23 protein-coding genes are annotated in these 23328 nt (G+C 71.7%); 10 read left to right on the forward strand and 13 right to left on the reverse strand.

Translation table 11 applies throughout. From position 1 onward, the window contains the following. Positions 1-11 precede the first annotated feature (11 nt). From ABZW17_RS37840 to ABZW17_RS37850, 3 genes are all read right to left on the reverse strand, one after another. Positions 12-212, reverse strand: coding sequence for a hypothetical protein (locus tag ABZW17_RS37840; RefSeq protein WP_354824961.1), 201 nt, complete (start codon positions 210-212; stop codon positions 12-14). A 120-nt stretch (positions 213-332) separates the two neighbouring features. Further along, positions 333-1019, reverse strand: coding sequence for a hypothetical protein (locus ABZW17_RS37845; protein ID WP_354824964.1), 687 nt, complete (start codon positions 1017-1019; stop codon positions 333-335). A gap of 140 nt (positions 1020-1159) precedes the next feature. Beyond that, positions 1160-1726, reverse strand: a complete 567-nt coding sequence (locus ABZW17_RS37850) for a GNAT family N-acetyltransferase (RefSeq protein ID WP_354824967.1) — start codon at positions 1724-1726, stop codon at positions 1160-1162. A 123-nt stretch (positions 1727-1849) separates the two neighbouring features. Between ABZW17_RS37850 and ABZW17_RS37855 the strand changes: the two genes are divergently transcribed. After that, on the forward strand, positions 1850-3628 hold the full coding sequence (locus ABZW17_RS37855; protein WP_354824971.1) for a chloride channel protein: 1779 nt from the start codon (positions 1850-1852) through the stop codon (positions 3626-3628). A 19-nt stretch (positions 3629-3647) separates the two neighbouring features. Continuing rightward, complete coding sequence (locus ABZW17_RS37860; RefSeq protein ID WP_354824974.1) at positions 3648-5039, forward strand: NAD(P)/FAD-dependent oxidoreductase; 1392 nt, start codon at positions 3648-3650, stop codon at positions 5037-5039. Here the strand turns inward: ABZW17_RS37860 and ABZW17_RS37865 are convergent. Then, on the reverse strand, positions 4970-6490 hold the full coding sequence (locus ABZW17_RS37865; RefSeq protein WP_354825047.1) for an alpha/beta fold hydrolase: 1521 nt from the start codon (positions 6488-6490) through the stop codon (positions 4970-4972). The two genes, ABZW17_RS37860 and ABZW17_RS37865, sit on opposite strands and share 70 nt — an antisense overlap. 236 nt (positions 6491-6726) lie before the next feature. Here ABZW17_RS37865 and ABZW17_RS37870 point away from each other — a divergent pair, with 236 nt between their 5' ends. The 5 genes from ABZW17_RS37870 to ABZW17_RS37890 are packed head-to-tail and all read left to right on the forward strand — an operon-like array spanning position 6727 to position 12231. Beyond that, positions 6727-7119 carry a GntR family transcriptional regulator gene (locus ABZW17_RS37870; RefSeq protein ID WP_354824977.1) on the forward strand — a complete coding sequence of 131 codons (393 nt, stop codon included), beginning with the start codon at positions 6727-6729 and terminating at the stop codon, positions 7117-7119. Beyond that, positions 7116-7997 carry an ABC transporter ATP-binding protein gene (locus ABZW17_RS37875; RefSeq protein WP_354824980.1) on the forward strand — a complete coding sequence of 294 codons (882 nt, stop codon included), beginning with the start codon at positions 7116-7118 and terminating at the stop codon, positions 7995-7997. Before ABZW17_RS37870 ends, ABZW17_RS37875 begins: the two co-directional genes overlap by 4 nt. Next, complete coding sequence (locus tag ABZW17_RS37880; RefSeq protein WP_354824983.1) at positions 7994-8980, forward strand: transporter; 987 nt, start codon at positions 7994-7996, stop codon at positions 8978-8980. The genes ABZW17_RS37875 and ABZW17_RS37880 overlap by 4 nt, the downstream gene beginning before the upstream one ends. A 21-nt stretch (positions 8981-9001) precedes the next feature. Then, the gene (locus ABZW17_RS37885; protein WP_354824986.1) at positions 9002-10108 is read left to right on the forward strand and encodes an alpha/beta hydrolase; all 1107 of its coding nucleotides are present in this window, start codon (positions 9002-9004) and stop codon (positions 10106-10108) included. Between the two features lie 20 nt (positions 10109-10128). Further along, positions 10129-12231, forward strand: coding sequence for an esterase (locus tag ABZW17_RS37890; RefSeq protein ID WP_354824990.1), 2103 nt, complete (start codon positions 10129-10131; stop codon positions 12229-12231). A gap of 79 nt (positions 12232-12310) precedes the next feature. On the opposite strand, the gene ABZW17_RS37895 is transcribed toward ABZW17_RS37890, so the two are convergent. The 4 genes from ABZW17_RS37895 to ABZW17_RS37910 all read right to left on the reverse strand — a co-directional run bounded on the left by ABZW17_RS37895 (position 12311) and on the right by ABZW17_RS37910 (position 15763). After that, on the reverse strand, positions 12311-13222 hold the full coding sequence (locus ABZW17_RS37895; RefSeq protein WP_354824993.1) for a PHB depolymerase family esterase: 912 nt from the start codon (positions 13220-13222) through the stop codon (positions 12311-12313). Then, on the reverse strand, positions 13219-13959 hold the full coding sequence (locus ABZW17_RS37900; protein WP_354824996.1) for an SGNH/GDSL hydrolase family protein: 741 nt from the start codon (positions 13957-13959) through the stop codon (positions 13219-13221). The genes ABZW17_RS37895 and ABZW17_RS37900 overlap by 4 nt, the downstream gene beginning before the upstream one ends. 10 nt (positions 13960-13969) lie before the next feature. Beyond that, complete coding sequence (locus ABZW17_RS37905) at positions 13970-15001, reverse strand: non-reducing end alpha-L-arabinofuranosidase family hydrolase (protein ID WP_354824999.1); 1032 nt, start codon at positions 14999-15001, stop codon at positions 13970-13972. A gap of 225 nt (positions 15002-15226) precedes the next feature. Then, on the reverse strand, positions 15227-15763 hold the full coding sequence (locus ABZW17_RS37910) for a ferritin (RefSeq protein ID WP_354825002.1): 537 nt from the start codon (positions 15761-15763) through the stop codon (positions 15227-15229). Between the two features lie 47 nt (positions 15764-15810). Here ABZW17_RS37910 and ABZW17_RS37915 point away from each other — a divergent pair, with 47 nt between their 5' ends. Further along, positions 15811-16566, forward strand: a complete 756-nt coding sequence (locus tag ABZW17_RS37915) for an SDR family NAD(P)-dependent oxidoreductase (RefSeq protein WP_354825005.1) — start codon at positions 15811-15813, stop codon at positions 16564-16566. Here the strand turns inward: ABZW17_RS37915 and ABZW17_RS37920 are convergent. Genes ABZW17_RS37920 through ABZW17_RS37940 form a run of 5 tightly spaced genes read right to left on the reverse strand, consistent with a single transcriptional unit; the run spans position 16544 to position 21281 of the window. Further along, a complete protein-coding gene (locus ABZW17_RS37920; RefSeq protein ID WP_354825008.1) occupies positions 16544-17971 on the reverse strand; it encodes an FAD-dependent monooxygenase in 1428 nt (475 codons plus the stop codon). The two genes, ABZW17_RS37915 and ABZW17_RS37920, sit on opposite strands and share 23 nt — an antisense overlap. Beyond that, the gene (locus ABZW17_RS37925) at positions 17959-19461 is read right to left on the reverse strand and encodes a BBE domain-containing protein (RefSeq protein WP_354825011.1); all 1503 of its coding nucleotides are present in this window, start codon (positions 19459-19461) and stop codon (positions 17959-17961) included. Before ABZW17_RS37925 ends, ABZW17_RS37920 begins: the two co-directional genes overlap by 13 nt. 14 nt (positions 19462-19475) lie before the next feature. Then, positions 19476-19661: a 2-hydroxymuconate tautomerase family protein gene (locus tag ABZW17_RS37930; protein WP_354825014.1), complete on the reverse strand. Its 186-nt coding sequence runs from the start codon at positions 19659-19661 to the stop codon at positions 19476-19478. Next, positions 19621-20820: a Cmx/CmrA family chloramphenicol efflux MFS transporter gene (locus ABZW17_RS37935; protein ID WP_354825017.1), complete on the reverse strand. Its 1200-nt coding sequence runs from the start codon at positions 20818-20820 to the stop codon at positions 19621-19623. Before ABZW17_RS37935 ends, ABZW17_RS37930 begins: the two co-directional genes overlap by 41 nt. A gap of 29 nt (positions 20821-20849) precedes the next feature. Next, positions 20850-21281 carry a heme-binding protein gene (locus tag ABZW17_RS37940; RefSeq protein WP_354825020.1) on the reverse strand — a complete coding sequence of 144 codons (432 nt, stop codon included), beginning with the start codon at positions 21279-21281 and terminating at the stop codon, positions 20850-20852. A 222-nt stretch (positions 21282-21503) separates the two neighbouring features. Between ABZW17_RS37940 and ABZW17_RS37945 the strand changes: the two genes are divergently transcribed. Together ABZW17_RS37945 and ABZW17_RS37950 are read left to right on the forward strand one after the other, a co-directional pair. Further along, positions 21504-22088, forward strand: coding sequence for a TetR/AcrR family transcriptional regulator (locus ABZW17_RS37945; protein ID WP_354825023.1), 585 nt, complete (start codon positions 21504-21506; stop codon positions 22086-22088). A gap of 451 nt (positions 22089-22539) precedes the next feature. Continuing rightward, positions 22540-23325 (forward strand): cupin domain-containing protein, encoded by a 786-nt coding sequence (locus ABZW17_RS37950; RefSeq protein WP_354825026.1) that lies wholly within the window; start codon positions 22540-22542, stop codon positions 23323-23325. Positions 23326-23328 lie beyond the last annotated feature (3 nt).

Genomic DNA, 23328 nt, shown 5'->3' on the forward strand with positions numbered 1-23328 from the left:
GGGTGCCGCGCTCACCGGCTGGACCGGCCGAGCGAAACGATCGCGGGCGCCTGCAGCGGGGCACTCGTACCGCGCGCGGCGGCCAGGGCGATCAGAGCTAGAGGCATCTCGCGTGTCTGGGAGGGCATCTCGCGTATCCAGAACGGCAACTCGCGTACCTGGAAGGGCATCTCGCGTGTCCAGAACGGCATCTCGCGTGCCTGGAAGGACATCTCGCGTATCCAGAACGGCAACTCGCGTGCCTGGAAGGGCAACTCGCGTGATCGGGCAGGCATCTCGCGTGATTGAGGGGGCATCACTCGTGGCGGGGCGGGACCGGGTGGTGGGGTGGGTCATCCGGCTACCTCGGTGAGGTGGCGGCTCGGCTGGGCGGCGGGGGCCACGGCGCCTTCCGGGCCGGGGAGCTGCAGCCGGACCGTGCGGGGGCGGGCCGCCGCGCCGCGGCCGTGGGTGGTCGCGACCACGTCGCGGCTTCTCAGGTGGCCGTGGCCGTCCTGGGTGAGGCCGTGCCAGCGGCGGCCCGTCACCCTCAGCTCCACGTCCGCGCCCGGCCACGGGCCCACCGCCACCAGGACCGTGCCCCGGTTGCGGACCCGGCCGGCCAGCCGGCGGGCCGTCTCCGCGGACACCCCGCGGGCCGGGCCGAGGACCACCACGTCGAACCCGTCCACCAGGGCCGAGACCACCGGCACCAGCTCCGCCCCGGGGTCCGGGACCAGGGCGATCCGCTCCAGGTCCACGCCCAGCTCGGCCGCGGCCGCCAGGCCCAGCTCCGGGAGGCCCGTCACCGCCGCCCAGGAACCGTCGCGGGTGGCCGCCGCCAGCAGGGCCAGCACCAGGGACGTCGCTCCGCGCACCGAAATCGTGCTGCCCCGGCGCAGGCCGCCGCCGGGGAGGAGGGTCGCGAGCGGCGGCAGCACCGCCAGCAGGCCAGCGTCCGCGGACGGCTCGCGCAGCTGCGCGGCCGTGCCGACGCCGGGAATCGCCGTGAGCCCGGCCAGCGCCTCCGGCACCGCCACGACCGCCCACCTCCAGCACCACGTACTCGCACCGGAGACACCCGCGCGGGGAAGCCGCAGGCGAACCCAGAACACTTATCGAACACTTGTTCGCATAGTGCGAGACGACCGCCCCCGCTGTCAAGCCGGACGGGCGGACCTCACCCGGGCGAGATCATCCGGCTCACGATCCACGCGTGCTCACCCAGCTGCCGCCCGCGCGTGAACCCGTGCTCCTCGAACAGCTCCACCGTCCCGCTGAACAGGAACCGGGCCGGCGCGGCCCGGCCCGCCGTCACCTCGGAGACCGCCTCGACGAGCCCGCCGCCCGCCCGCGCGATCTGCGCCAGCGCGCCACCCAGCGCCGCACGGGCGATGCCGCGGCCGCGGTGCTTCCGGTCGACGAAGACGCACGTGATCCGCCAGTCCGGCCGGGGCGGGGCGGCCTTGTCGTACGCACGCCGGTGCTTGATCCCGGGCAGTTCGGCGGGGCTGCCGTACTGGCACCAGCCCTGCGCGACGCCGTCGTCGTCCAGCACCAGCGCCGCGTGCGCGCCACCGGTGCGGACGCGGTCCTCCTTGGTCGTGCGGCGGACCGGACCGCGCTGAGCGCGTTCCGGGTGGAACCCGAGGCACCAGCAGCCGCCGAAGATGCCGTTGTTGCGCTCCACGAGTTCCGCGAACGCCGCCCACGTCGCGGCGTCGAGGGCTCGGACGGTGTGCACCACCCCCGGGATTCTGCCGCATCCGGGGGTGAACCGGGCCACTCCAGCGGACCTCGGCTTGACCTCGATCGTTCACTGTTACAAGTATTGCACTACGCAAAGCTTCGTCACATCGAAAGGAACCCGATGAGCGCGTACCCGCACCGCGCCACCCACCTGGGCGACTTCCACGTCCGGCCGCGCATGCTGGTGATCGCCCTGCTCGCCGTGCCGGTCGGCGCCGCCTCGGCGCTGGCCGCGTTCGCGCTGCTCAAGCTCATCGGGCTGATCACCAACCTGGTCTTCTACCAGCGCTTCGACACCGCGCTCGTGGCGCCCGGCGGCGGCACGCACCCGTGGTGGCTGGTGCTGACCGCGCCGGTCGCCGGGGCGCTGGTCATCGGCGTGCTGGCGCGCTTCGGCTCGGAGAAGATCCGCGGCCACGGCATGCCCGAGGCCATCGAGGCGATCCTGATCGGCGAGAGCAAGGTCGCGCCGCGCGTGGCCGTCCTGAAGCCGGTGTCCGCGGCGGTCAGCATCGGCACCGGCGGGCCGTTCGGCGCCGAAGGCCCGATCATCATGACCGGCGGGGCCGTCGGGTCGATCCTCGCCCAGCTGCTGCACCTGTCCGCCGACGAACGCAAGACGCTGCTGGTGGCGGGCGCCGCGGGCGGCATGGCGGCGACGTTCAACGCGCCGCTGGCGTCCATTCTGCTGGCCGTGGAGCTGCTGCTGTTCGAATGGCGGCCGCGCAGCTTCGTCCCGGTCGCCGCCGCCGTCCTCACCAGCACCCTCTGCCGCGGCTTCCTCCTCGGCACCGACCCGGTGTTCGGGCTGCCCGCCGCCCCCGCGCCCGGCCCGGCCGCCGACGTGCTCGCCCTCGTGCCCGGCGTCACCGGCGGGCTGCTCGCCATCGCCGCGACCGCGCTGGTCTACCTCGCCGAGGACGGCTTCTCGCGGCTGCCGATCCACTGGATGTGGTGGCCGGCCATCGGCGGGCTCGTCATCGGCGCCGGTGGCCTGGTCGAGCCGCGCGCGCTCGGCGTCGGCTACGACGTCATCGACCAGCTGCTCACCGGGCGCGCGACGACGTCGCTGATCATCGGGATCCTCGTGGTGAAGACGCTCATCTGGGCGCTGTCGCTCGGCTCCGGCACCTCGGGCGGCGTGCTGGCGCCGGTGTTCATGATCGGCGCGGCCCTCGGCGCCGCGGAGGGCGGCCTGCTCCCCCACGTCACCGCCGGGTTCTGGGCGGTGTGCGGCCTGGCCGCGGTGGTCGGCGGCGTGATGCGGTCGCCGCTGACCGGCATCGTGTTCACCCTCGAGCTCACCCACGCCTGGAACGACCTGCTCGCGCTCGTGGTGGCGTCGGTGTCGGCCTACGCGGTGTCCGTGCTGCTGCTCAAGCGGTCGGTGCTCACCGAGAAGATCGCCCGCCGCCGGCTGCACCTGACCCGCGAGTACACGACCGATCCGCTCGAGACGTTCTTCGCGCACGAGGTGATGACGGCCGACCCGGTCGTGCTCCGCCACGACGAGCCGGTGGCCGGGACCCTCCCGCGCACCCGCCACGCCACGCTCTACCCCGTGGTGGACGGCGAGGAGCGCCTGACCGGCGTCACGACCCGGCAGGCCCTGCTCACGACGGAGGGCCGGATCGTCGCCGACGCCACGAATCCCGCCCTCGCGACGTGCCACCCCGACGACACGCTGCGCGAGATCGCCAACAAGCTCGCGGCCGGCCACGTCACCCAGGCCGTGGTCGTCGACCGCGCCGGCCCGCACCGGGTGCGCGGGGTGATCAGCGTCGCCCAGCTGCTGCACGCCCGGCGCCGCGACCTCCACGAGGAGCACCACCGCGAACGCGTCCTCGCTGTGACGCGGGTCGCGGTCACACCCTCGTCCGCGGCCTCGTCCAGGGGGTGAAGCGAGAAAAGAGGACGCAATGCGCCGGATCCTGATCGTCGGCGGGGGCTACGCCGGTTTCTACACCGCCTGGAAGCTCGAAAAGCACCTGCGGCGCGGCGAGGCCGAGGTCACCCTCGTCGATCCCCGCCCGTACCTGACCTACCAGCCGTTCCTGCCCGAGGTCGTGGCCGGTTCGGTCGAGGCGCGGCACGCCGCCGTGTCGCTGCGGCGGCACCTGCGCCGCACCCGGATCGTCGCCGGGAAGGTGACCGCCATCGACCACGCCCACCGCGTCGTCACCGTGCGGCCGGCCGACGGGGCCGCCTTCGAGCAGCGCTACGACCTGATCGCCGTCACCGCCGGGGCGGTCACCCGGACGCTGCCCGTGCCCGGCGTCGCCGAGCAGGCCATCGGCCTCAAGCACGTCGAAGAGGCCGTCGCGATCCGGGACCGGCTGCTCACCGCCTTCGACCGCGCCGCCGCGCTGCCCGGCGGACCGCAGCGGCGGAAGCTGCTCACCGTCGCCTTCGTCGGCGGTGGCTTCTCGGGCGTCGAGGGCTTCGGCGAGCTGCTGTCGCTGGCGACCGCGCTGCTCGGGCGCTACCCGGAGCTGCGCCGCGACGAACTGCGGTTCCACCTCGTCGAGGCGTCGGGCCGCATCCTGCCCGAGGTCACCGAGCGGCCCGGTCGGTGGGTGGTGCGGGAGCTGGAACGGCGAGGCGCCCACGTCCACCTGAACACCTCGGTGACGTCGGCGGTGGACGGCCACGTGACGCTTTCGACCGGCGAGGCGTTCGACGCCGGGCTGATCGTCTGGACCGCGGGCAACGGCGCCAACCCGGTCATCGGCCGGCACACCGACCTCCCGGTCGACGACCGCGGTTACGTCGTCGTGCGCCCGGATCTGCGGGTCGAGGGCGTGCCCGGCGCCTGGGCCGCCGGCGACGCCGCCGCGGTGCCCGACCTCGCCTCGCCGGTACCGGGCGCGCGGACCGTGCCCAACGCCCAGCACGCCTACCGGCAGGGGAAACTGCTGGCCCGCAACATCATCGCGACGCTGCGCGGCCGCGAGCCGAAGCCGTACGTCCACCACAGCCTGGGTGCGATCGCGACACTCGGCCTGGGGCGCGGCATCTTCCAGTACCGGAGACTCGTCGTCACCGGCCTCCCGGCGTGGCTCCTGCACCGCGGCTACCACGTGCTGGCCGTGCCGACCTGGGAACGCAAGGTCCGCGTCCTCGCGGTGTGGCTGACGCAGGCGCTGTTCGGCCGCGACATCCTCAGCCTCGCCTCCGTCCAGCACCCACGCGACGCCTTCGTCGCGGCGGGCCGCACCGTCGCCGGTGCGGCCCGCCCCGGTCACGCGAACGGACTGGCGTCGATCCCGCAGGTCTGCCCCGCCGCCGGGAAGGTGCCCGAGATCAGGTAGTCCCGCTTGACCTTCTCGGTGCACGTGCTCGGGACGTACATCGACGAGTGGCCGTAGCCCTCGGTGACGAACACCCGGGCCCGCGCCAGTTCCGCCGCACCGTCACGGGCGCCGGGCAGCGGGGTGGACGGGTCGTAGTGGTTGTTCAGCACCAGGATCTCCGCCGACGTCGGGCGGTTCCACGGGCCGGTGTAGCGGTCGGTGTCCTTCGCCTGCCAGTACGCGCAGCTCATCATGTCCAGCACCGCGATCCGCCCGAAGTACGGCACGCGCTGGTCTTCCGACTCGGCGTACCGGCTGTAGACGGCCGGGTCGGTCGGCACATCGCTGTCGGAGCACTGGATGGCGTTGAACGCCTCGGTGCGGTTCGAGGTGTACTGCTCGCCCTTGACCGCGGCCGTACGCAAGGCCGGCGCGGCCGGGGCGTCGTAAAGGCGTTGCAGCAGCGCGGCGATGTCCGGCCAGCCCCGCGAGTCGGACAGGTCGGCGGCCGCGTTGATGATGCCGGAGTAGGTCCACGTCTCGCCGTTGCTGACGATCGGGGCCTGCTTCGCACGGGCCGTCAGCGCCGTCCACTTGGCCTTCGGGTCCCCCGAAGAGAACGCGCACTTCGGCCCGGCTTCCGTGCACAGCCGCAGGAACTGCTCGAAGGTCTGCGCGATGCCGGTCGCGACGTCCTGGCGGGTGTCCAGCGGGACGCTCTTGCCGTTGCCGTGCTGACCGGTGGCGTTGCCGGCGAAGTCCATGGTGCCGTCGAAGACCATCGCGCGGATCCGGTTCGGGAACAGGTTCGCGTACGTCGCCCCGAGCTGGGTGCCGTAGGAAATGCCGTGGTAGTTCAGCTTCGGGTCGCCGACCGCGCGGCGCAGCAGCTCGAGGTCGCGGGCCGTGTCGGCCGTCGAGACGTGCTCCAGGATCGGGCCGGCCTTGGCCGAACAGCGGTCGGCCAGCTCCTTCGACTTGGCGTAGAAGGCGGCGTTGCCGCTCGGGTCGCCCGGCATCTCCGGGAACGAGCCGAAGAAGGACTCCTGCTCGGCCAGGGAGTCGAAGCACCGGACCGCGGTGCTGTGGCCGATCCCGCGCGGGTCCCACGAGACCAGGTCGAACCGCGCGCGCAGTTCGTCGGAGAACAGCCACGGCCACTTCCCGCGCTCCCGCAGGCGCTGCAGGCCGGACGCGCCGGGGCCGCCGAAGTTGACGAACAGCGAGCCGATCCGGTGCGCGGGATCGGTGGCGGGCAGCTTGATCAGCGCGAGGTCGACCTTCGCGCCGGAGGGCCGGTCGTAGTCCAGCGGCACCGAGGCGGTGGCGCACTGGAACCCGTCTTCACAGCCGGTCCAGCTCAGTTGTGGCGTCGGCACTTTGTCGACGGACACCGGTGCCGCGGACGCGACCGCCGGCCCCGCCGTGACGGCCATCGAGACACCGAGCGCGACGACCACGCCGCGCACGATGCCTCCCCCAGGGAAACGACGCACGGAAAATCCTCTCGAGAAGGGAAACGATCACCCCTCCAGACGGACGAGGGGGCGGCGAGGTTGATCTCCTGCTCGAAAAAAGATCACAGCGGCTTTTCGGGGGTTCCGGGTGGCGAAGCCCCCGGCCCGGGGCGAAGCCCCGGATGTCACTGGCGCCGAACACTCCCGCATAGCTATAGTACTAGGTAACTAGATAAATGGAGTTGCCGATGATCGAGTTCCACCTGGACACGAGGTCCGGCCTGTCGCCGTACCAGCAGCTGGTCCAGCAGGTGCGGCACGCGCTGCGCCTCGGCCTGCTCTCCGAGGGGGACCAGCTCCCCAAGGTCAAGGACGTGGTCGCGAGCCTCGCGATCAACCCGAACACCGTGCTGAAGGCCTACCGCGCGCTGGAGCACGACGGCCTGGTCTCGGCCCGCCCCGGCGTCGGCACCTTCGTGACGGCGACCCTGAACGGCGCGTCGTTCGCCGTGCTCGGGCCGTTGCGGCAGGACCTGCGCCGCTGGCTGGACCGGGCGCGCAAGGCCGGCCTCGACGAGGAGAGCATCGAGGCCCTGTTGATGTCCACGTTTCGCGACTCCGCCAGAGAGGACATAGCGTGACCGTCCTGAACGCCCGAGGACTGGGCAAGAGGTACAAGCGCAAGGAAGCGCTTACCGGCTGCACGCTGGAGATCGAAGCCGGGCACGTCACCGGGCTCGTCGGCCCCAACGGCGCCGGCAAGTCGACGCTGCTGAACATCGCGGCCGGCATGCTCGAGCCGACGACCGGCACCATCGAGGTGTGCGGCGGGGTGCCCGGCAGCGGCCCGGAACAGCTGGCCAAGGTGGGTTACGTCGCCCAGAACACGCCGGTCTACAGTGGACTGTCCATCGAGGAGCACCTGCGGCTCGGCGCCCACCTCAACCCGGGCTGGGACGCCTCGCTGGCCGAGAAGCGCATCAAACGGCTCGGGCTGGACCCGAAGCAGCACGCCGGCAAGCTCTCCGGCGGCCAGCGCGCCCAGCTGGCGCTCACGCTCGGCATCGCCAAACGCCCCGAGCTGCTGCTGCTCGACGAGCCGGTCGCCGCGCTGGACCCGTTGGCGCGCCGGGAGTTCCTGCAGGACCTGATGGAGGCCGTCGCCGAGCACGGGCTGTCGGTCGTGATGTCCTCACACCTGGTCAACGACCTCGAGCGGGTCTGCGACCACCTCGTCGTGCTGGTGGCCTCGCAGGTCCGGGTGATCGGCGAGGTGGAGACGCTGCTCGCCACGCACCACCGGCTGACCGGGGCGCGCCGCGACCTCGACACGCTGCCGGCGGACCAGCACGTCGTCTCGGCCAAGCACACCGACCGCCAGACGACCGTCCTCGTCCGCACCGAAGCGCCGATCCTCGATCCCGCGTGGACGGTCGGGCAGCTCGGCCTCGAAGACCTCGTCCTCGAGTACATGAGCAACCCCGCCGCCGCCCGCCCCGCCCTGGAGGTCCTCCGATGACCTGGCTGACCTGGCGCCAGTTCCGCACGCCCGCGTTCTCGGTGCTCGCCGCCCTGGCCGCGATCGCCGTCGTGCTCGCGATCACCGGGCCGGAACTGGTGGGCCGCACCGACTACTCCGACCAGGACGCCCTCTTCGGCGGGACCATCCTGGTGCTGTACCTGCTGCCCGCGGTGCTCGGCGTCTTCTGGGGCGTCCCGATGATCACGCGCGAGCTGGAGAGCGGGACGCACAGTCTCGTGTGGAACCAGACCGTCACGCGGAAGCGGTGGCTCACCACCAAGCTCGGGTTCGGCCTCCTCGCGGCGATGCTCGCCGCCGGCGTGCTGAGCCTGGCGGTGACGTGGTGGGCGAGCCCGATCGACGCGCTCTCCGCGGTCCAGACCGACCGCGGGATGCTCTCGCGCATCGCGCCGGTGGTGTTCGGCGCGCGGGGGATCGTCCCGGTCGGCTACGCGGCTTTCGCCTTCGTCCTCGGCATCGCGGCCGGGATGCTGCTGCGGCGGACGGTGGCCGCGATGGCCGTCACGCTCGTCGCGCTCGCCGCCGTGCTGGTGCTGGTCCCGGTGTTCGTGCGCCCGTACCTGCTGCCGCCGCAGACCGAGACGGTCGCGATCACGCCCGAGACCATCACGAACATCACCGGCAACGACAAGCAGGGGATCACCGAGATCGGCGTGCGGAAGCCGGCCGGGGCGTGGGAGCTGGCGAACGAAACCCTCGACCCGGACGGGAACGTCGCCGCCGCGCTGCCGGACTTCGTCCAGGCCTGCGGGCCGAGGGCGGGGGCGACGGCGCCGCCCCCGCGCGGCGACATCCAGGCCTGCGTGGCCCAGCTGGGCGCCCACGGCTACCACCAGCGCGTGACCTTCCAGCCCGGCTCCCGGTTCTGGCCGCTGCAGTGGCTCGAACTCGGCCTCTACCTCGTGCTTTCCGCACTGCTCACCGGTTTCTGCTTCCGCCGTCTCCGCCACCTGTCCTGACGAATTCCGACTGGGGGAATCATGCGCACTCTCGCGGTGGCCACCGCACTCACCCTGACCTTGTCCGCATCGCCCGTTTCCGCGGCCACGACGCCGTACCTGCCCGCCCCGACCGGCCACTCGCCCGTCGGTGTCACCTCACTGTCCCTTAAGGACACTTCACGCTCTGATCCGTGGGTGCCGTCGGTGCCCTACCGGGAGCTGATGGTTTCCGTCTTCTACCCGGCGACCTCGGCGAACGGGCCCACGAAGCAGTACATGACCCCGCTCGAGTCGAAGCTCAACCTCGAACGGCAGAACATCCCGGGCCTGCCCCCGGAGGTCTTCAGCACGGTCCGGACGAACGCCGTCGTCGACGCGAAACCGGCCGGGCGGTGGCACAGCCTGCCGCTGGTCGTGCTGTCCCCGGGCTGGACGCAGCCGCGGGCCACGCTCACCGCGCTGGCCGAGGACCTCGCCAGCCGCGGGTACGCGGTGGCGGCGATCGACCACACCTACGAAAACCGCGCCACGACCTTCCCGGACGGCCACGTCACCGGCTGCGCCGCCTGCGAAGTCGACGACCAGCCCGGCTTCTGGGAGAAGTACGCGCAGGTCCACACGCGCGACACGTCGTTCGTGCTCGATTCCGTGCTGGCTTCGAAGTGGGGCGCGCTGATCGACCCGCAGCGCATCGGGATGACCGGCCACTCCGCGGGCGGCGCGGTCACCACCCAGGCGATGCTGGCCGACCGGCGCATCCGCGCGGGGGCCGACCTCGACGGCAGCGTGCACGTCCCGATCCCGGCGTCCGGGCTGTCCCGGCCGTTCATGTTCGTGGGCCGCACCGAGGACTACACGCCGGGCGCGCCGGGGCCCTACGACGACTGGGAGACCGACTGGACGCACCTGACCGGCTGGAAGCGCTGGATCATGGTGTCGGGCACGGTGCATTCGTCGTTCACCGACCTCGGCGTGCTCGCCGCGCAGCTGGGCGTCGACATCGGCGACGTCATCGACCCCTACCGGGCGCTCGCCGTCACGCGGACCTACGTAAGCGCTTTCTTCGACCAGCACCTGCGCTGCCGCCCGCAGCCGCTGCTGGCCGCCCCGTCGCCCGCCTACCCGGAAGTGACCTTCGTCGGATGAAAACCGGGACACTCGTGGTCATGACCGCACTCGCGCTCACGCTGTCCGCCCCCGCCGCGTCGGCGGCCCCGGCACCGACGCTGGCGAAACCGACCGGCGACCGGCCGGTGGGCACGACCGCCCTGTACCTCAAGGACACCTCGCGCCCCGACCCGTGGGTGCCCTCGGTCCCCTACCGGGAGCTGATGGTGTCCCTCTTCTACCCGGCGGCCTCGCCGGACGGGCCGAAGAAGCAGTTCATGTCGGAAGCCGAGGCGGCGGCCGTTTTCGCCGAAGCCGGCATCACCGGCATCCCGCCGTCGGTGCTGACGAAGGTGCACACCGACGCCGTCGCCGACGCCCGCCCGGCCGGGCGCGAGCTGCCGGCGGTCGTCCTGTCCCCCGGGTTCAAACGGCCCCGCGCCGAGCTGACGTCGCTGTCGGAAGACCTGGCCAGTCACGGCTACCTGGTCGTGCTGGTCGACCACACCTACGAGAACGTGGCCACCACCTTCCCGGACGGCCGGGTCACCGGCTGCGCGGCCTGCGGGACCCACACCCCCGAGTTCTGGCAGAAGCTGCAGCGCGGCCGGGCGAAGGACGTCTCGTTCGTGCTGGACTCGCTGGCGCGCTCGAAGTGGGCGCCGCTGCTGGACGGTTCCCGGATCGGCATGGCCGGGCACTCCGTCGGCGGCACCAGCACGGTGAACGCGATGGTGACCGACCCGCGGATCAGGGCCGGGATCGACATCGACGGCACGCAGAACGACCCGCTGCTCGCCCCCGGCCTCGACCGGCCGTTCCTGTTCCTCGGCCGCCAGAGCCTCTACGCCCCGGGCACCGGCGTCGAATCCCGCACCTGGGACGACGAGTGGAAGCAGCTAAAGGGCTGGAAGCGCTGGCTCACCGTGGCGGGCGTGGTGCACCCGTCCTTCACCGACCTCGGCCTGGTGGGCGAGCAGCTCGGCCTCGCCTTCGGGGCGACCACCCCGGCCGTGCGCGGCCAGGCGATCACCGCGGCGTACGTCCGGGCGTTCTTCGACCAGCACCTGCGCGGCCGGCCGCAGCCGCTGCTGGACCAGCCGTCGGCGCGGTACCCGGAGGTGGCCTTCGCCCGGACGTCGACGCCGTACCTGCCCGCCCCGGCCGGGGACCGGCCGGTGGGCAGCACGGCGGTGTACCTGAAGGACACTTCGCGGCCCGACCCGTGGGTGCCGTCGGTGCCCTACCGGGAGCTGATGGTCTCGCTCTTCTACCCGGCCGCCTCGGCGAACGGCCCGAAGACGCACTACCTGACCCCGGCGGAGTCGGCGGCGCTGCTGGCCGGCAGCGGCCTGGACGTGCCTCCGGACACGCTCGCCGAGCTGGTGACGAACTCCGTCGCCGACGCCCGGCCCGCCGGGCACGGACTGCCGCTGGTCGTGCTGTCGCCCGGGTACACCAAGCCCCGCGCCACGCTCAGCGCGCTGGCCGAGGACCTGGCGAGCCACGGGTACGTCGTCGCGGTGGTCGGCCACACCTACGAAAACGCCGGCCAGAGCTTCCCGGACGGGCACTTCGCCGGGTGCGCGTCCTGCGAAGTCCCGCACGACGACGCGTTCTGGGAGAAGCTGGAACAGGGCCGGGCCGCCGACGTCTCGTTCGTCCTGGACTCGCTGGCGCACTCGAAGTGGGCGCCGCTGATCGACAGTTCCCGGATCGGCATGGCCGGGCACTCCATCGGCGGCGCGAGCACCATCCCGGCGATGCTCGCCGACCGCAGGCTGAAGGCCGGGATGGACATCGACGGCACGACCCACGTCCCGCTGGCCCCGCCCGGGCTGTCCCGGCCGTTCATGTTCCTGGGCCACCAGCTCGGGGCCACCGCCTGCGTGCCGGGCGACCCGACGTGGGAGCGGGACTGGCCGCAGCTCACCGGCTGGCGGCGCTGGGCCGACGTGCACGGCGCCCAGCACGCGTCGTTCACCGACGTGGGCCTGGTGGGTGACGAGTTCGGCGTCGACTACGGCGCCACGACGTCCGCGCTGCGGACCCAGGAGATCACGCGAACCTATGTGAACGCGTTCTTCGACCGGCACCTGCGGGGCGAGGCGCGGCCGGTGCTCGATCAGCCGGCCTACCCGGAACTCACGTTCTGCCACTGAGGGGTGCGCTGCCGCGGCTGGTCGTGAGTGGTAAGGCGCGTTAGAACGCGCCTTACCACTCACGACGGCCGCGGCAGGGTCAGTGGTCGAGGCCGAGGAACGCGATCGCGTACGCCAGCTGGCCGGTCATCGGCAGCTGGTGCCCGACACCGGCGACGCTGACGCCCTCCACCGTGGCCTGGGTACCGGTGCTGCCGTACCGGGTCCGCGTCCACGACGGCTGCGGGTGGTCGGTGAACCCCGGCGTCTGGCCCAGCCGGTTCAGGTTGGTCCACTGCTTGAGCTCTTCCCCGAAGTTCGGGTACGCCAGCGTCGTGTCCGTGGTGCCGTGCCACAGCTGCATCCGCGGGTAGCGGCCGGTGTAGCCCGGGTACATCGCCCGGGCCAGGTCGCCCCACTGCTGCGCGGTCCTGATCGACTGCCCGCCCGAGCAGGTGCTGTTCCACAGCGAACCGTTCGTGGTCGCGAAACACCCGGCGGGCACGCCGGAGAACGCCGAGCCGGCGGCGAACACGTCGGGGTACTGGGCGGCCAGCACGTTCGTCATCATCGCCCCGGACGAGAACCCGCTGACGACGACCCGCGCCGGATCGACGTGGTAGCGCGACTTGGCGTAGGCGACCATCGACATGATGCCGGTCGAGTCGCCACCGCCGTTGCGCCGCAACGCGTTCGGCGTCGAGACGTCGAAGCACTTCCCGCTGCGGGTCGCTTCCGGCAGCACCATGACGAAGCCGTACCGGTCGGCCGCGGTGACGTAGTCCTTGCCGTTCCAGCCGAAGACCGAGCTCGCCGAGCCACCGCAGTAGTGCACCAGCACCAGCAGCGCGGGGTTGGCCGCCACCCGGTCCGGGACGTAGACGTACATGTCGAGGTTGGTCGGGTTGGTGCCGAAGCCGGTCACCCGGGTGAGCGCGGCCGCGTGGGCGGGCGCGGCCAGGCCGGTGAGCGTGATCAGCACCGCCAGGACCGCGGTGAGCAGCCGTTTCACGACGGTTCTCCCGGTGCCGCGGCGAGCGTCACGGCGGCCCGCGGGTTGCCGATGCTGCCCGGGACCGACCGCAGGGCGGTGTACCAGACGGCGGCCATCTTGTCGTAGCCGGTGGCGTTCGGGTGGACGCCGTCGGGCAGCTCGGCGGTGGACACCGCGCTGTGCAGGTTCACCAGGTGCACGTGCTTGCCCGCGTTCACCTTGCCCTGCACGATCCCCGGCAGCGCGTTGTTGAACGTCCGCACGGCGGCGTCCCCGCTCGCCCAGCCGATCGGGATGAGCTGCGCGACGAACACGTCGGCGTTGGGTGCGGTGGCGGTGATGTGGTCGAGCAGCGCCGACAGCCGGCCGGGCGCGCCGGCGACGTTGTAGTTCTGCAGGATGTCGTTGGTGCCGATGTGCAGCAGCACCGAGCGCGGGTTGTAGGTGCGCAGCCAGCCGGTGATGTTCGCGTCGATCTGGTCGATGCGCCAGCCGGGGTGGCCTTCGTGGTCGTGGTCCCAGAGACTGGCCGGCCCGTTGAACTGCGAGCCGACGAAGTCGTTGGTGTAGCGGCCGGCGGCCAGGCGCTGCCACAGGCCGATCCGGTACCCGCCGGGCACGCCGGTGCCGTAGGTGATCGAGTCGCCCAGCGGCATGATCCGCACGCCGCCGTTCGACTCCGCGTGGGCGGCACCGGGCAGGCCGGTGAACGCCAGGGCCAGGGCCGCCGCGACGGCCAGGAGCCGGGTTTTCATCGCGTTCTCCTCAGCAGTTCGAGTTGGTCTGGGTGAGCAGGCCGAGCCGCCAGGGCAGGCTGTTGTAGTCGCCGCCGGCGTTCGGGTCCTTGCCCTGGTAGAGGTACTGCAGCCGGCACGGGTTCACCGGCAGCGTCTGGTCGTTGCCGGCGCGGATCATCTCGCCGTGGCTGATGTCCTTCGACCACTGTCCGGCGGGGAAGGTCACGTTGGCCGCCCCGGCGAACGGACTGCTTTCATTGGCGGCCAGCGGAGTCCAGGTGCCGGCGATGCTCGACGACGTCCAGGAGCGGAAGTAGCGGCGCCCGCCGGTGCCGATCGCCTCCACCAGCAGCAGGTACTGGTTCTGGCCGGCGATCTTGTAGACGTTGCTGGCCTCGAACAGGTTGTTCTTGTTCGAGTCCCGCATCGCGATCACGGTGTTGCCGAAGCCGTTGGGGAAGTTCGCCACGGTGGTCTGCGACCGGTAGAGGTGGCCGTTGTCGTCCGAGGAGAACAGGTAGCAGTTGGCGGCGTCGCAGATGACCCACATGTCGACCCAGTAGCCGGTGCCGATGTTCTGCTTGATGATGTCCGGCATGGCGCCGTAGAAGTTCTTCGGCGCGCTCCAGCCGTTCGGGTTCGAGATGTCGCTGTTCGTGGAGTAGGCGGCGTTGCCGTTCTGGTAGACGAGGTACCACTTTCCCTGCGGCGCGAAGTAGAAGACCTGCGGCGCCGCCCGGTAACCGGTGCCGATCGCGGTTTTGTCCAGGTAGTGCTGGGTGGCCGAACCAGCCTGCGACCACTCGGTGAAACTGAGGTGGACGAGGTTGTAGCCGGCGGCGTTCGCGGTGCTGGCGAACACGTGGTACCGGCCGCCCGAGTAGACGACCGTCGGGTCCTTGATGCCCGCGATGGCGTGCGTGGCATCGGACTTCGGGCTGATCAGCACCCCGCTGGAACTCCACCGGAAACTGCCCGGCAGTGCGGCACCCGCGGCGGGCGTGGTCACCAGCGCGGCCAGCAGCACCGACGCGAGAACCAGCAGGGACCGGAATTTCACGGAACCTCCTTGGGGCAGGCGGAAGCGGACCGGTGGCGGCCGAAACTTTCGCCATCGGTTCCGAAAATCGTCGAACCCGCGAAACTTTCGCTGCTGTTGTTAGCGATAACATTTGCAGCGGGGAGTCAGCTTAATACGCGGGAAGTGAGCTGACAACGGCCAACCGGATCACCGGCGGTTCGGTCGAGGAGTCATTTCACCGCATTCGACGGCTTCCGCCACCCGTCAGAGCTTGCCGCCCGCCACCGGGGGCATGTCCGGGGCGTCGGCCACCTCCGTGCCGGCCTCGCGGAACAAGTGGTTCTCCACCTCGAACAGGTTCCCGCCCGCGCGCTCGACCACCGTCAGCAGCGTCGACATCCGGGCCACCTCCTCCACCTGTTCCTTCAGGAACCAGTGCACGAACTGCTCACCCAGGTAGTCCTCCTCGGCCCGGGCCGCCTTCGCCATCGCCTCGATGTCGGCCGTCACCGCTCGCTCCTGCTCGAGCGCCAGCTCGATCGCTTCGTGCACGCTCGAAAAGTCGTTGCGCACGTCGCCGCTGCCCGGGACGGCCACCGGTTCGTCGCGGTCCAGGAGGTAGCGGACCATCGCCAGCGCGTGGTTGCGCTCCTCGAGCGACTGGCGGTAGAAGCGCTTGGCCAGGCGGGGCAGGTCGCGGGCGTCGAACCAGACGGCCAGGGCGGTGTACTGCTGGGCGGCGGTGAACTCGTGGCGGATCTGCGTCTGCAGCAGCTCGGCGAACTTCCGGGTCTTGGCCATGCCCCACAACCTACGACGGACCGGCGCGCGCAGCTACGATCAGCGCGGTGACCCTCGATCTTTCCGGCACGATCGCCTGCGTGACCGGCGCTTCCGGCGGCGTGGGCCGCGGGATCGCCCTCCGGTTCGCCGAAGCGGGCGCGGCCGTCGCGGTGCACCACCGCCGCCCCGGCGCCGCCGACGACGTCGTCGCGGCGATCGAAGCCGCGGGGGGCCGGGCCCGCGCCTTCGCCGCCGAACTCACCGACGACCAGGCCTGCCACGCCCTGCTCGACGCCGTCGCGGACTGGGGCGGCCGGCTCGACGCGCTGGTCAACAACGCCGGGACCCAGCCGGTCGAGGCCCTCGGCGAGCTGTCCGCGGATGCCTGGCGGGCCATGCTGGACAGCACCCTGACCAGCGCGTTCTCCTGCACCCAGGCCGCGGCGCGGCTGATGCGGGAGAACGGCGGGAGCGTCACGCACATCGCCTCGATCGAGGCCCGGCAGCCCGCGCCCGGGCACGTCCACTACAGCGCGGCCAAGGCCGCCCTGGTGCTGCACGCCCGCGGCGCGGCCCTGGAGTACGGGCCGCGCGGGATCCGGGTCAACACGGTTTCACCCGGGCTGATTTCGCGGGACGGCCTGGCCGAGGACTGGCCGGAGGGCGTCGAACGCTGGCACCGCGCGGCCCCGCTGGGCCGGCTGGGCACCCCCGCCGACGTCGGCAACGCGTGCGTCTTCCTCGCCTCCCCGCTGGCGTCCTGGATCACCGGCCACGACCTGGTCGTCGACGGCGGTGTCACGGCGCGCCCGACCTGGTGACCCGGGGCCCGAACCAGGCCGTGAGGGCCCGCGTCAGCCGCTCCGCGTCCCGGCCCGTCCAGGCGAGGTACCCGTCCGGGCGCAGCAGGACCGCCGGTGCGCCGAGGTCGTGCGTGACGACGTCGACGCCGTCCTTCCAGCCCGCCGCCGCGTCGGCCAGCGCCGACGCGCCCGGGGCGAGCAGCAGCACCGGACGGCCCGGGTGCAGCAGCTCGGCGACCGTCCGCCCGCCGAGCGGGACGTTCGGCAGGAACTCGCCGGCCGGGCCGTGGCGCACGCTCTGCCCGGTGATCCGGTCGCTGAGCAGGCGGTTGGCGCCCGGGACCGTCAGCAGGTCGCCGACGAGTTCGCGCAGCGGCTCGAACTCCGGCCCCGGCCGCATCAGCGCGGCCTGCGCGCGGGTGTTGGCGATGACGGCCTCGGCGACCGGGTGCCGTTCCGCGTGGTAGGTGTCGAGGAGACTGTCCGGGGCCGTGCCGGTGACCACCATCGCGAGCTTCCAGCCGAGGTTGATCGCGTCCTGCAGGCCCAGGTTGAGGCCCTGGCCGCCGAGTGGCGCGTGCACGTGGGCCGCGTCGCCGGCGAGCAGCAGCCGGCCGCGGCGGTAGCGGTCGGCCAGCCGGGTGAAGTCGCTGAACCGGCCGAGGAACGCCGCGTCGCTCATCGGCACGTCCCGGCCGAGGATGCGCGACGCGGCCGCGCGCAGGTCCTCGAGCGTGACCGGGGCACCGCGCTCCGGCAGCGGCTCGGTGAACTCGTGGGTCAGGATCCGGCTGTGCCCGGCCGGGTCGACGTTGATCAGCGTCCAGCCGGCCGGCCCCTCCGTCCAGCCGCCGGGCACCCGCGCCGGGTCGCCCAGGCGGGCCAGGCCGAGGATGCCGGCGAAGGTCGCCGGGTGGGTGGTCCCGGAGATCCCGGCCGCCTCGCGCACGGTGCTGCGGGCGCCGTCGCAGCCCACGACGTAGTCGGCGGTCAGCTCGCCGCGGTCGGTGGTGACGGTGACGCGGTCGCCGTCGTCGCGAATCCCGGTGACCTCGTGCCCGCGCCGGACCTCCACGCCGGACGAGCGCGCCTGCGCCTCGAAGAACCGCTCGATGGCGGACTGGGACTGCCCGATCATCGGCGGGCCTTCGACGGCGGGTGACTCCAGCGTCAGCACCGGCCGGCCGCCGAAGTGGAACGGTACTTCCACGACGGCGTCCGGCTCGGACGGCGGCGGTGGCACGGGCAGGTAGCCGCAGCGCAGCAGCGACTGCGTGGTGCGCGCGTGCAGGGTGCCCGCGCGCGGCTCGTCGTGGGTCGCGGTCAGCTTCTCGACGACGGTGGCCGGCACGCCGCGGCGGCCGAGTTCGGCCGCCAGCAGCATGCCGACCGGGCCGCCACCGGCGACGATCACGCGGGGCATGGTCCCTCCCGTGCTCCCGCCGGGCGGACCGACTGGCGGTGCCGGAACACGTCGTCCGGGTCCCAGTGCGCCTTCGCCCGCTGCAGGCGCGGGTAGTTGCCCTTGAAGTACAGGTCGTGCCAGGGCACCCCGGAGGTGTTCCAGTCCGGGTCCGACAGGTCGGCGTCCGGGTAGTTGACGTAACAGCCGTCGGCCACTTCGCCCGGCACCGGGACACCGCCGGTTCCGGCGTACATCGAGCGGTAGAACTCCCGCACCCACGCGATGTTCGCCGCGTCAGCGTCCACTGTGGACCAGAACGACTGGTACAGCAGCTTGAACGTGCTGTCCCGCTGGGCGACCGCGGTCGCCGCCGGGTCGACCGCCGAGATCGCGCCGCCGTAGGAGAACGCCACCAGCATCGCGTTCGGGTTCGTCACGTCCGGCCGGGTCAGGAACTCGTAGGCGGTCCGCACCTGGGCGTCCGGCAGGGGGTTCCGGACGTACGCCGACTTGTGCTCGGCGCGCAGCGTCGGGTCGTTGAGCACCGGCGTGTTCGTCCCGAGGAACCGCGTCGCCCGCAGCCACGGCAGCCGCCGCGGCCGGGCCAGGCCGGGCATCGGGCCGAATTCGCCCGCCCGCGCGAACCCGGTCGTCGTCAGGTCGCCGAGGACGGCCGACAGGTGCTCGTCGAGCACGCGGGCCGCGGCCGGCGCCGCCGCGTCGATCTGCGCCACCAGGCCGACCGTGCCGTTGCCGCGGTGGTTCAGCATCAGCAGGCTCGACAGCGGCGCACCCGGCGAGTCCGGCGCGCGGTGTTCGTCGTGCCAGCGCGCGTAGCCGCCGAGCAGCCGGGCGAACCGCCGCTCGTCGAGGTCGGCCCACGGCACCGAAAGCGCGGCCACGAGCACCTCGGACGGCGGGGTGACCAGCGGCGCCGCGAACAGGAACCGCGTCACCACGCCGAACGAGCCGCCCCCGCCGCCGGTGTGCGCCCAGAACAGGTCGGCCTCGGCGCCGGTGGAATCGCGGGTGACGACGACGGTCCGCCCGCCGGCGAGCACGACCTCGACGCCGTGCAGGTGGTCGACGGTCAGGCCGTCGCGCCGCGACAGCAGGCCGTAGCCGCCGCCGGTGATGTGCCCGCCCGCGCCGACCGAGTAGCAGATCCCGCCGGGGATCGTCACGCCCCAGCCGCGGTACAGCTTCTCGTAGACGTCCTGCAGCTTCGCCCCGGCACCGACGGAAAAGACGCCGTCGGAGAAGTCCACTTCGGACATCCCGCCGAGGTCGACGAGCTCCTCGACGTCCTCGTGGTGGACGAAGTCCTCGAAGCAGTGGCCTCCGCTGCGGATCGAGATCCGCCCGGTGGCGCCGGAGACCGCCGAAGCGACCTCCGGCGTGGTGCGCGGCAGGTGCACGGTCGCCGGTTTCGCGGTGTAGCGCTGGTTGATCCCGGCCGTGAAGTCCGCGTAGCGCGGGTCGTCCGGCCCCAGAACGCGTCCGGTCACTGTCCCTCCCGGGCTCAGAGGTCCCCGGCGAGCTTTCCGCCGAGCCCCCAGTGGTCCTTTTCGACGTCGGTGATGATCACCGTGACGGCCGCTTCGGGGCACTTCGCGAGCCGCGAAACGGTGTCCGTCACCTCTTCGACGAGCTGGCGGCGTTCGGGCTCACCGGCTCCCTTCCACCAGTTCACGTGCACGACCGGCATCGCTTTCCTCCTTTCCGGTCCGGCGGTCGAGTCCGACCGCGGCCAGGGCGACGACCAACGAGGCCACCGCCAGCCCGGCCCCGATCCAGCTCGGCGAGAGCAGCCCGGCGCCGGCGCTGATGCCGAGGCCGCCGAGCCACGGGCCGAGCGCGTTGCCGACGTTGAACGCCGAGATGTTGCTGGTGCTGGCCAGGGTCGGCGCGCCTTCGGTCTCGTTCATCACCCGCGTCTGCAGTGCCGGGTTGATCAGGAAGCTGCCGATCCCGAACAGGAACAGCGTCGCGATCATCGCCGGCTTGCTGTGCGCGGCCAGCGAGAACGCGCCGAGCATCACGGCCAGCACGAGCAGGCCCACGCAGAGCGTGCCCATCAGCGAGCGGTCGGCGAACCGGCCGCCGAGCACGCTCCCGAGGAACGTGCCGACGCCGAACAGGGCCAGCAGCGGCGGTACGAACCCGGCCGAGAAGCCGGTGACGTCGGTCAGCAGCGGCGTGATGTAGGTGTAGGCGGTGTAGAGCGCGGCCTGGCTGAGCATCGTCGTGCCCAGCGCCAGCCACACCTTGGGCCGGCGGAACGCGGCCAGTTCGTGGCGCACGCCGAGGTGGCCGGCCCGCGCCTGGTGCGGGACCAGCGCGACGACGCCGACGAGGTCGAGCACGCCGAGGACCGCGACCGCCAGGAAGGTCGCGCGCCAGCCGAAGTGCTGGCCGATGAACGTGCCGAGCGGGACACCGGCGATGGTGGCGATGGTCAGGCCGCCGAACATGATGGAGATGGCCCGGGCGCGCCTGGCCGGTTCGACCAGGTTGGCGGCGACCACCGCGCCGATGCCGAAGAACGAGCCGTGCGCGACGGCGGTGACCACGCGGGCGGCCATCAGCACGCCGAACGACGGCGCGACCGCGGCGATCAGCTCACCGGCCACGAACACCACGAGCAGCGCGACGAGCGCGGTCTTGCGCGGCACCTTGGTGGTCGCCGCGGTGATCAGCGGCGCGCCGACGACGACGCCGAGGGCGAACAGCGAGATGAGCAGCCCGGCCTGCGGCAGGGAAACGCCGAAGGCGCCGGACAGTTCCGGCAGCAGGCCGGCGATCATGAACTCGGTCGTCCCCAGGCTGAACACGGTCAGCCCGAGCACGAACAGGGCGATGGGCATCGTGACTCCCGAAGGGGTTCGGTGCGCGGTCAGGGCTTCGCGTCGAGCGCCGCCAGGCCGGCCTCGGCGATCTTGACGTCGTCGGTCCAGTGGGCGCCGGAGACGCCGACCGCGCCGACGAGCTCGCCGTCGACGACGATGGGCAGGCCGCCGCCCATGCCGACCAGGCGGTCGATCGCGGTGGGCGCGGAGGTCCGCAGCACCGGGTCGGCGTCGAGCACCTCCGACCACTTCTGGGTGGGCATCCCCGACGACGCGGCCGTGTAGGCCTTGTCCTGCGCGACCTGGACGGCGTTGAGCTTCGCCCCGTCCTGCCGCAGGAACGCCTTCAGGTGGCCGCCTTCGTCCACCACCGCGACGGCGAACCGCTTGTCGGTCCCCTTCGCGGCCTCGTCGGCCGCGCGGACGATCTGCCAGGCCAGCTCGTCGCTGACGGACGACCGGCGCTGCACGTGAGGCATGACTGAACTCCTTCTCGGATCGGTTGAGGGGTGGGCTGGTCCGACCGTAGCAAATCTGGATCGATCGGTAAACAACAAGGCCGCCACTGACGTGCACTGAATCAGCATCTTCCTGGGAAAACACGACGCAAACCCGTCCGCAGGCCCGTCATTCTTGATCACTCAGTCCAGATAAATGACACTGTTGTTGACTGATCGTTCCACCATCTCTAGACTGGACCCATGCCACGCGTCCGCGAGTTCGACACCGACGAGGTGGTCCAGAAGGCCATGGAGGTCTTCTGGCGCCAGGGGTACGAGGCCACCTCGATCCAGGACCTCGCCGAGGCGACCGGGCTCGGCCGCGGTTCGCTCTACGCCGCGTTCGGGAGCAAGCACGGCCTCTACGAGCACGCGCTGCAGCGGTACGTGCGGCAGACCACCGACGCCACCCGCGAATCGCTGATGCAGCGGGTACCGATCCGGCAGGTGATGCGCGACCTGTTGCTGGGCCGGATCGACGACGCACTGAAGGAACCCGGCCGGCCCGGCTGCCTGCTCGTCATGGCGATCACCGAACGGGTGCCGCACGACGACGTGGCCAACCGGATCGTGTGCGACGCGATCGCCGCGCTGCAGGACTCCTTCCACGGCACGCTGCACCTGGCCCGCGGCATGGGCGAACTGCCGCCGGACACCGACATCCCCGCGGTGTCGAACTTCCTGGTGACCATGATCCAGGGCCTGCGGGTGATGAGCGCGGTCTGCCGCGACAAGCCCCTGCTGGAACAGGTCGTCGACACCGCTTTGCTCGCCATTCCACAATAAGCACCGTTTCCGCGCCGACGGGCGGCCACCACGAGGTGGCCGCCTTTTTCTTGTCCCCGGCGGCCCGATCATGCGGGACGGCTCATTCGGATTCGATCAACCAGCGGCACCCGCAACCAATCAGAAAACCCAGTCTTTCCGCGAAGTAACCGCGTTCCGCGTGTGACAACGTTCACAGCGGCGGCCCGACTCGGGGTTTCACGGTGGTTTTGGGCGAACCGGCGGACATCCCCCTTCCTTCGTTCGGCGGCACCCGAATTTTACCGAATCGATTCAGTCAATGTCTTCTACTCCATTTGAGTCGATTACCGGCAGCTGTTCACGAATTTGCAACACCGCTCCGGGTTATGTACGGTCGCCACCGGAAGCCAAATCAATTACCGATCATGGTTAATTGATCGATCCCGCTTCCCATCCATTGGCAAATCGTCAGCAACTGATTGGACCTGGGATGCTCACCGACCAGATTCAGGGGACGATCGTCCGCGCCGCGGACTTCGTCTTCGCACCGTTCGACTGGGGACGGGTCGCCGAACCGGTCGGCCCGGCCATGGGGGCCCGCAAGGTCACCCTGCTCGTCGTGGAAGTGGCGCCGGGCCGGACCTGGCGCCTCGGCTGGGCCCTCGAAGAAGAGAACGTCGCCGTCGTGTTCGACGGCTCCGGCCACGGCGACGTCACCGGCCACCGCACCGGCGTCGCACGCGGCTCCGCCCTGCACTCGCCCACCGGGCGGACGCTCGAGCTCGAAGCCGGCGACGACGGCCTGACCGCGTACGTCTGGCGCACCCGCCTCGAAGGCGGCGAGCCCGCCGGCACCGCGCCGCGGCGGGAAAACGAGCTGTGGAACACCGAAACGCAGCTGCACGGCTTCCGCGGCACCGGCGAGGTGGCCGCCGACGAGCACACCGCCGTGATGAACTTCCTGTTCTGGCCCGGCACCGGCAGCGCGCGGCTGTGCCTGCACTGCGGGATCCAGGAACCCGGCCAGACCTTCAACGTCCACCAGCACCCGGACAGCGAAGAGGCGTTCATCGCCTTCGAAGGCGACGGCCAGATGTTCCTGATCGACCGCTGGCACGACGTCTCCCCCGGCGACGTGCTGTTCGCCGCGCCCGGTGTGCCGCACGGCACGCGCAACCCCGACACCGCCGCGAAGCGGTTCGCCACCTGCGGCGGCCCCACGCCGTTCGACCCCGTCCTCTACGCCCGCGCGGGCGTCTCCGCGGAGATGAAGTAGCCG

The sequence above is a fragment of the Amycolatopsis sp. NPDC004625 genome, from assembly GCF_040609695.1.
Taxonomy (GTDB): Bacteria; Actinomycetota; Actinomycetes; order Mycobacteriales; family Pseudonocardiaceae; genus Amycolatopsis.

Coding starts and splice junctions, on each gene's coding strand:
- ABZW17_RS37930 (WP_354825014.1), bottom strand. CDS start 19,661: ATGCCGGTCGTGCACGTGAACTGGTGGAAGGGAGCCGGTGAGCCCGAA.
- ABZW17_RS37910 (WP_354825002.1), bottom strand. CDS start 15,763: ATGGCCAAGACCCGGAAGTTCGCCGAGCTGCTGCAGACGCAGATCCGC.
- ABZW17_RS37860 (WP_354824974.1), top strand. CDS start 3,648: ATGCGCCGGATCCTGATCGTCGGCGGGGGCTACGCCGGTTTCTACACC.
- ABZW17_RS37935 (WP_354825017.1), bottom strand. CDS start 20,820: ATGCCCATCGCCCTGTTCGTGCTCGGGCTGACCGTGTTCAGCCTGGGG.
- ABZW17_RS37920 (WP_354825008.1), bottom strand. CDS start 17,971: ATGCCCCGCGTGATCGTCGCCGGTGGCGGCCCGGTCGGCATGCTGCTG.
- ABZW17_RS37840 (WP_354824961.1), bottom strand. CDS start 212: ATGTCCTTCCAGGCACGCGAGATGCCGTTCTGGACACGCGAGATGCCC.
- ABZW17_RS37890 (WP_354824990.1), top strand. CDS start 10,129: ATGACCGCACTCGCGCTCACGCTGTCCGCCCCCGCCGCGTCGGCGGCC.
- ABZW17_RS37940 (WP_354825020.1), bottom strand. CDS start 21,281: ATGCCTCACGTGCAGCGCCGGTCGTCCGTCAGCGACGAGCTGGCCTGG.
- ABZW17_RS37885 (WP_354824986.1), top strand. CDS start 9,002: ATGCGCACTCTCGCGGTGGCCACCGCACTCACCCTGACCTTGTCCGCA.
- ABZW17_RS37880 (WP_354824983.1), top strand. CDS start 7,994: ATGACCTGGCTGACCTGGCGCCAGTTCCGCACGCCCGCGTTCTCGGTG.
- ABZW17_RS37950 (WP_354825026.1), top strand. CDS start 22,540: ATGCTCACCGACCAGATTCAGGGGACGATCGTCCGCGCCGCGGACTTC.
- ABZW17_RS37870 (WP_354824977.1), top strand. CDS start 6,727: ATGATCGAGTTCCACCTGGACACGAGGTCCGGCCTGTCGCCGTACCAG.
- ABZW17_RS37945 (WP_354825023.1), top strand. CDS start 21,504: ATGCCACGCGTCCGCGAGTTCGACACCGACGAGGTGGTCCAGAAGGCC.
- ABZW17_RS37855 (WP_354824971.1), top strand. CDS start 1,850: ATGAGCGCGTACCCGCACCGCGCCACCCACCTGGGCGACTTCCACGTC.
- ABZW17_RS37900 (WP_354824996.1), bottom strand. CDS start 13,959: ATGAAAACCCGGCTCCTGGCCGTCGCGGCGGCCCTGGCCCTGGCGTTC.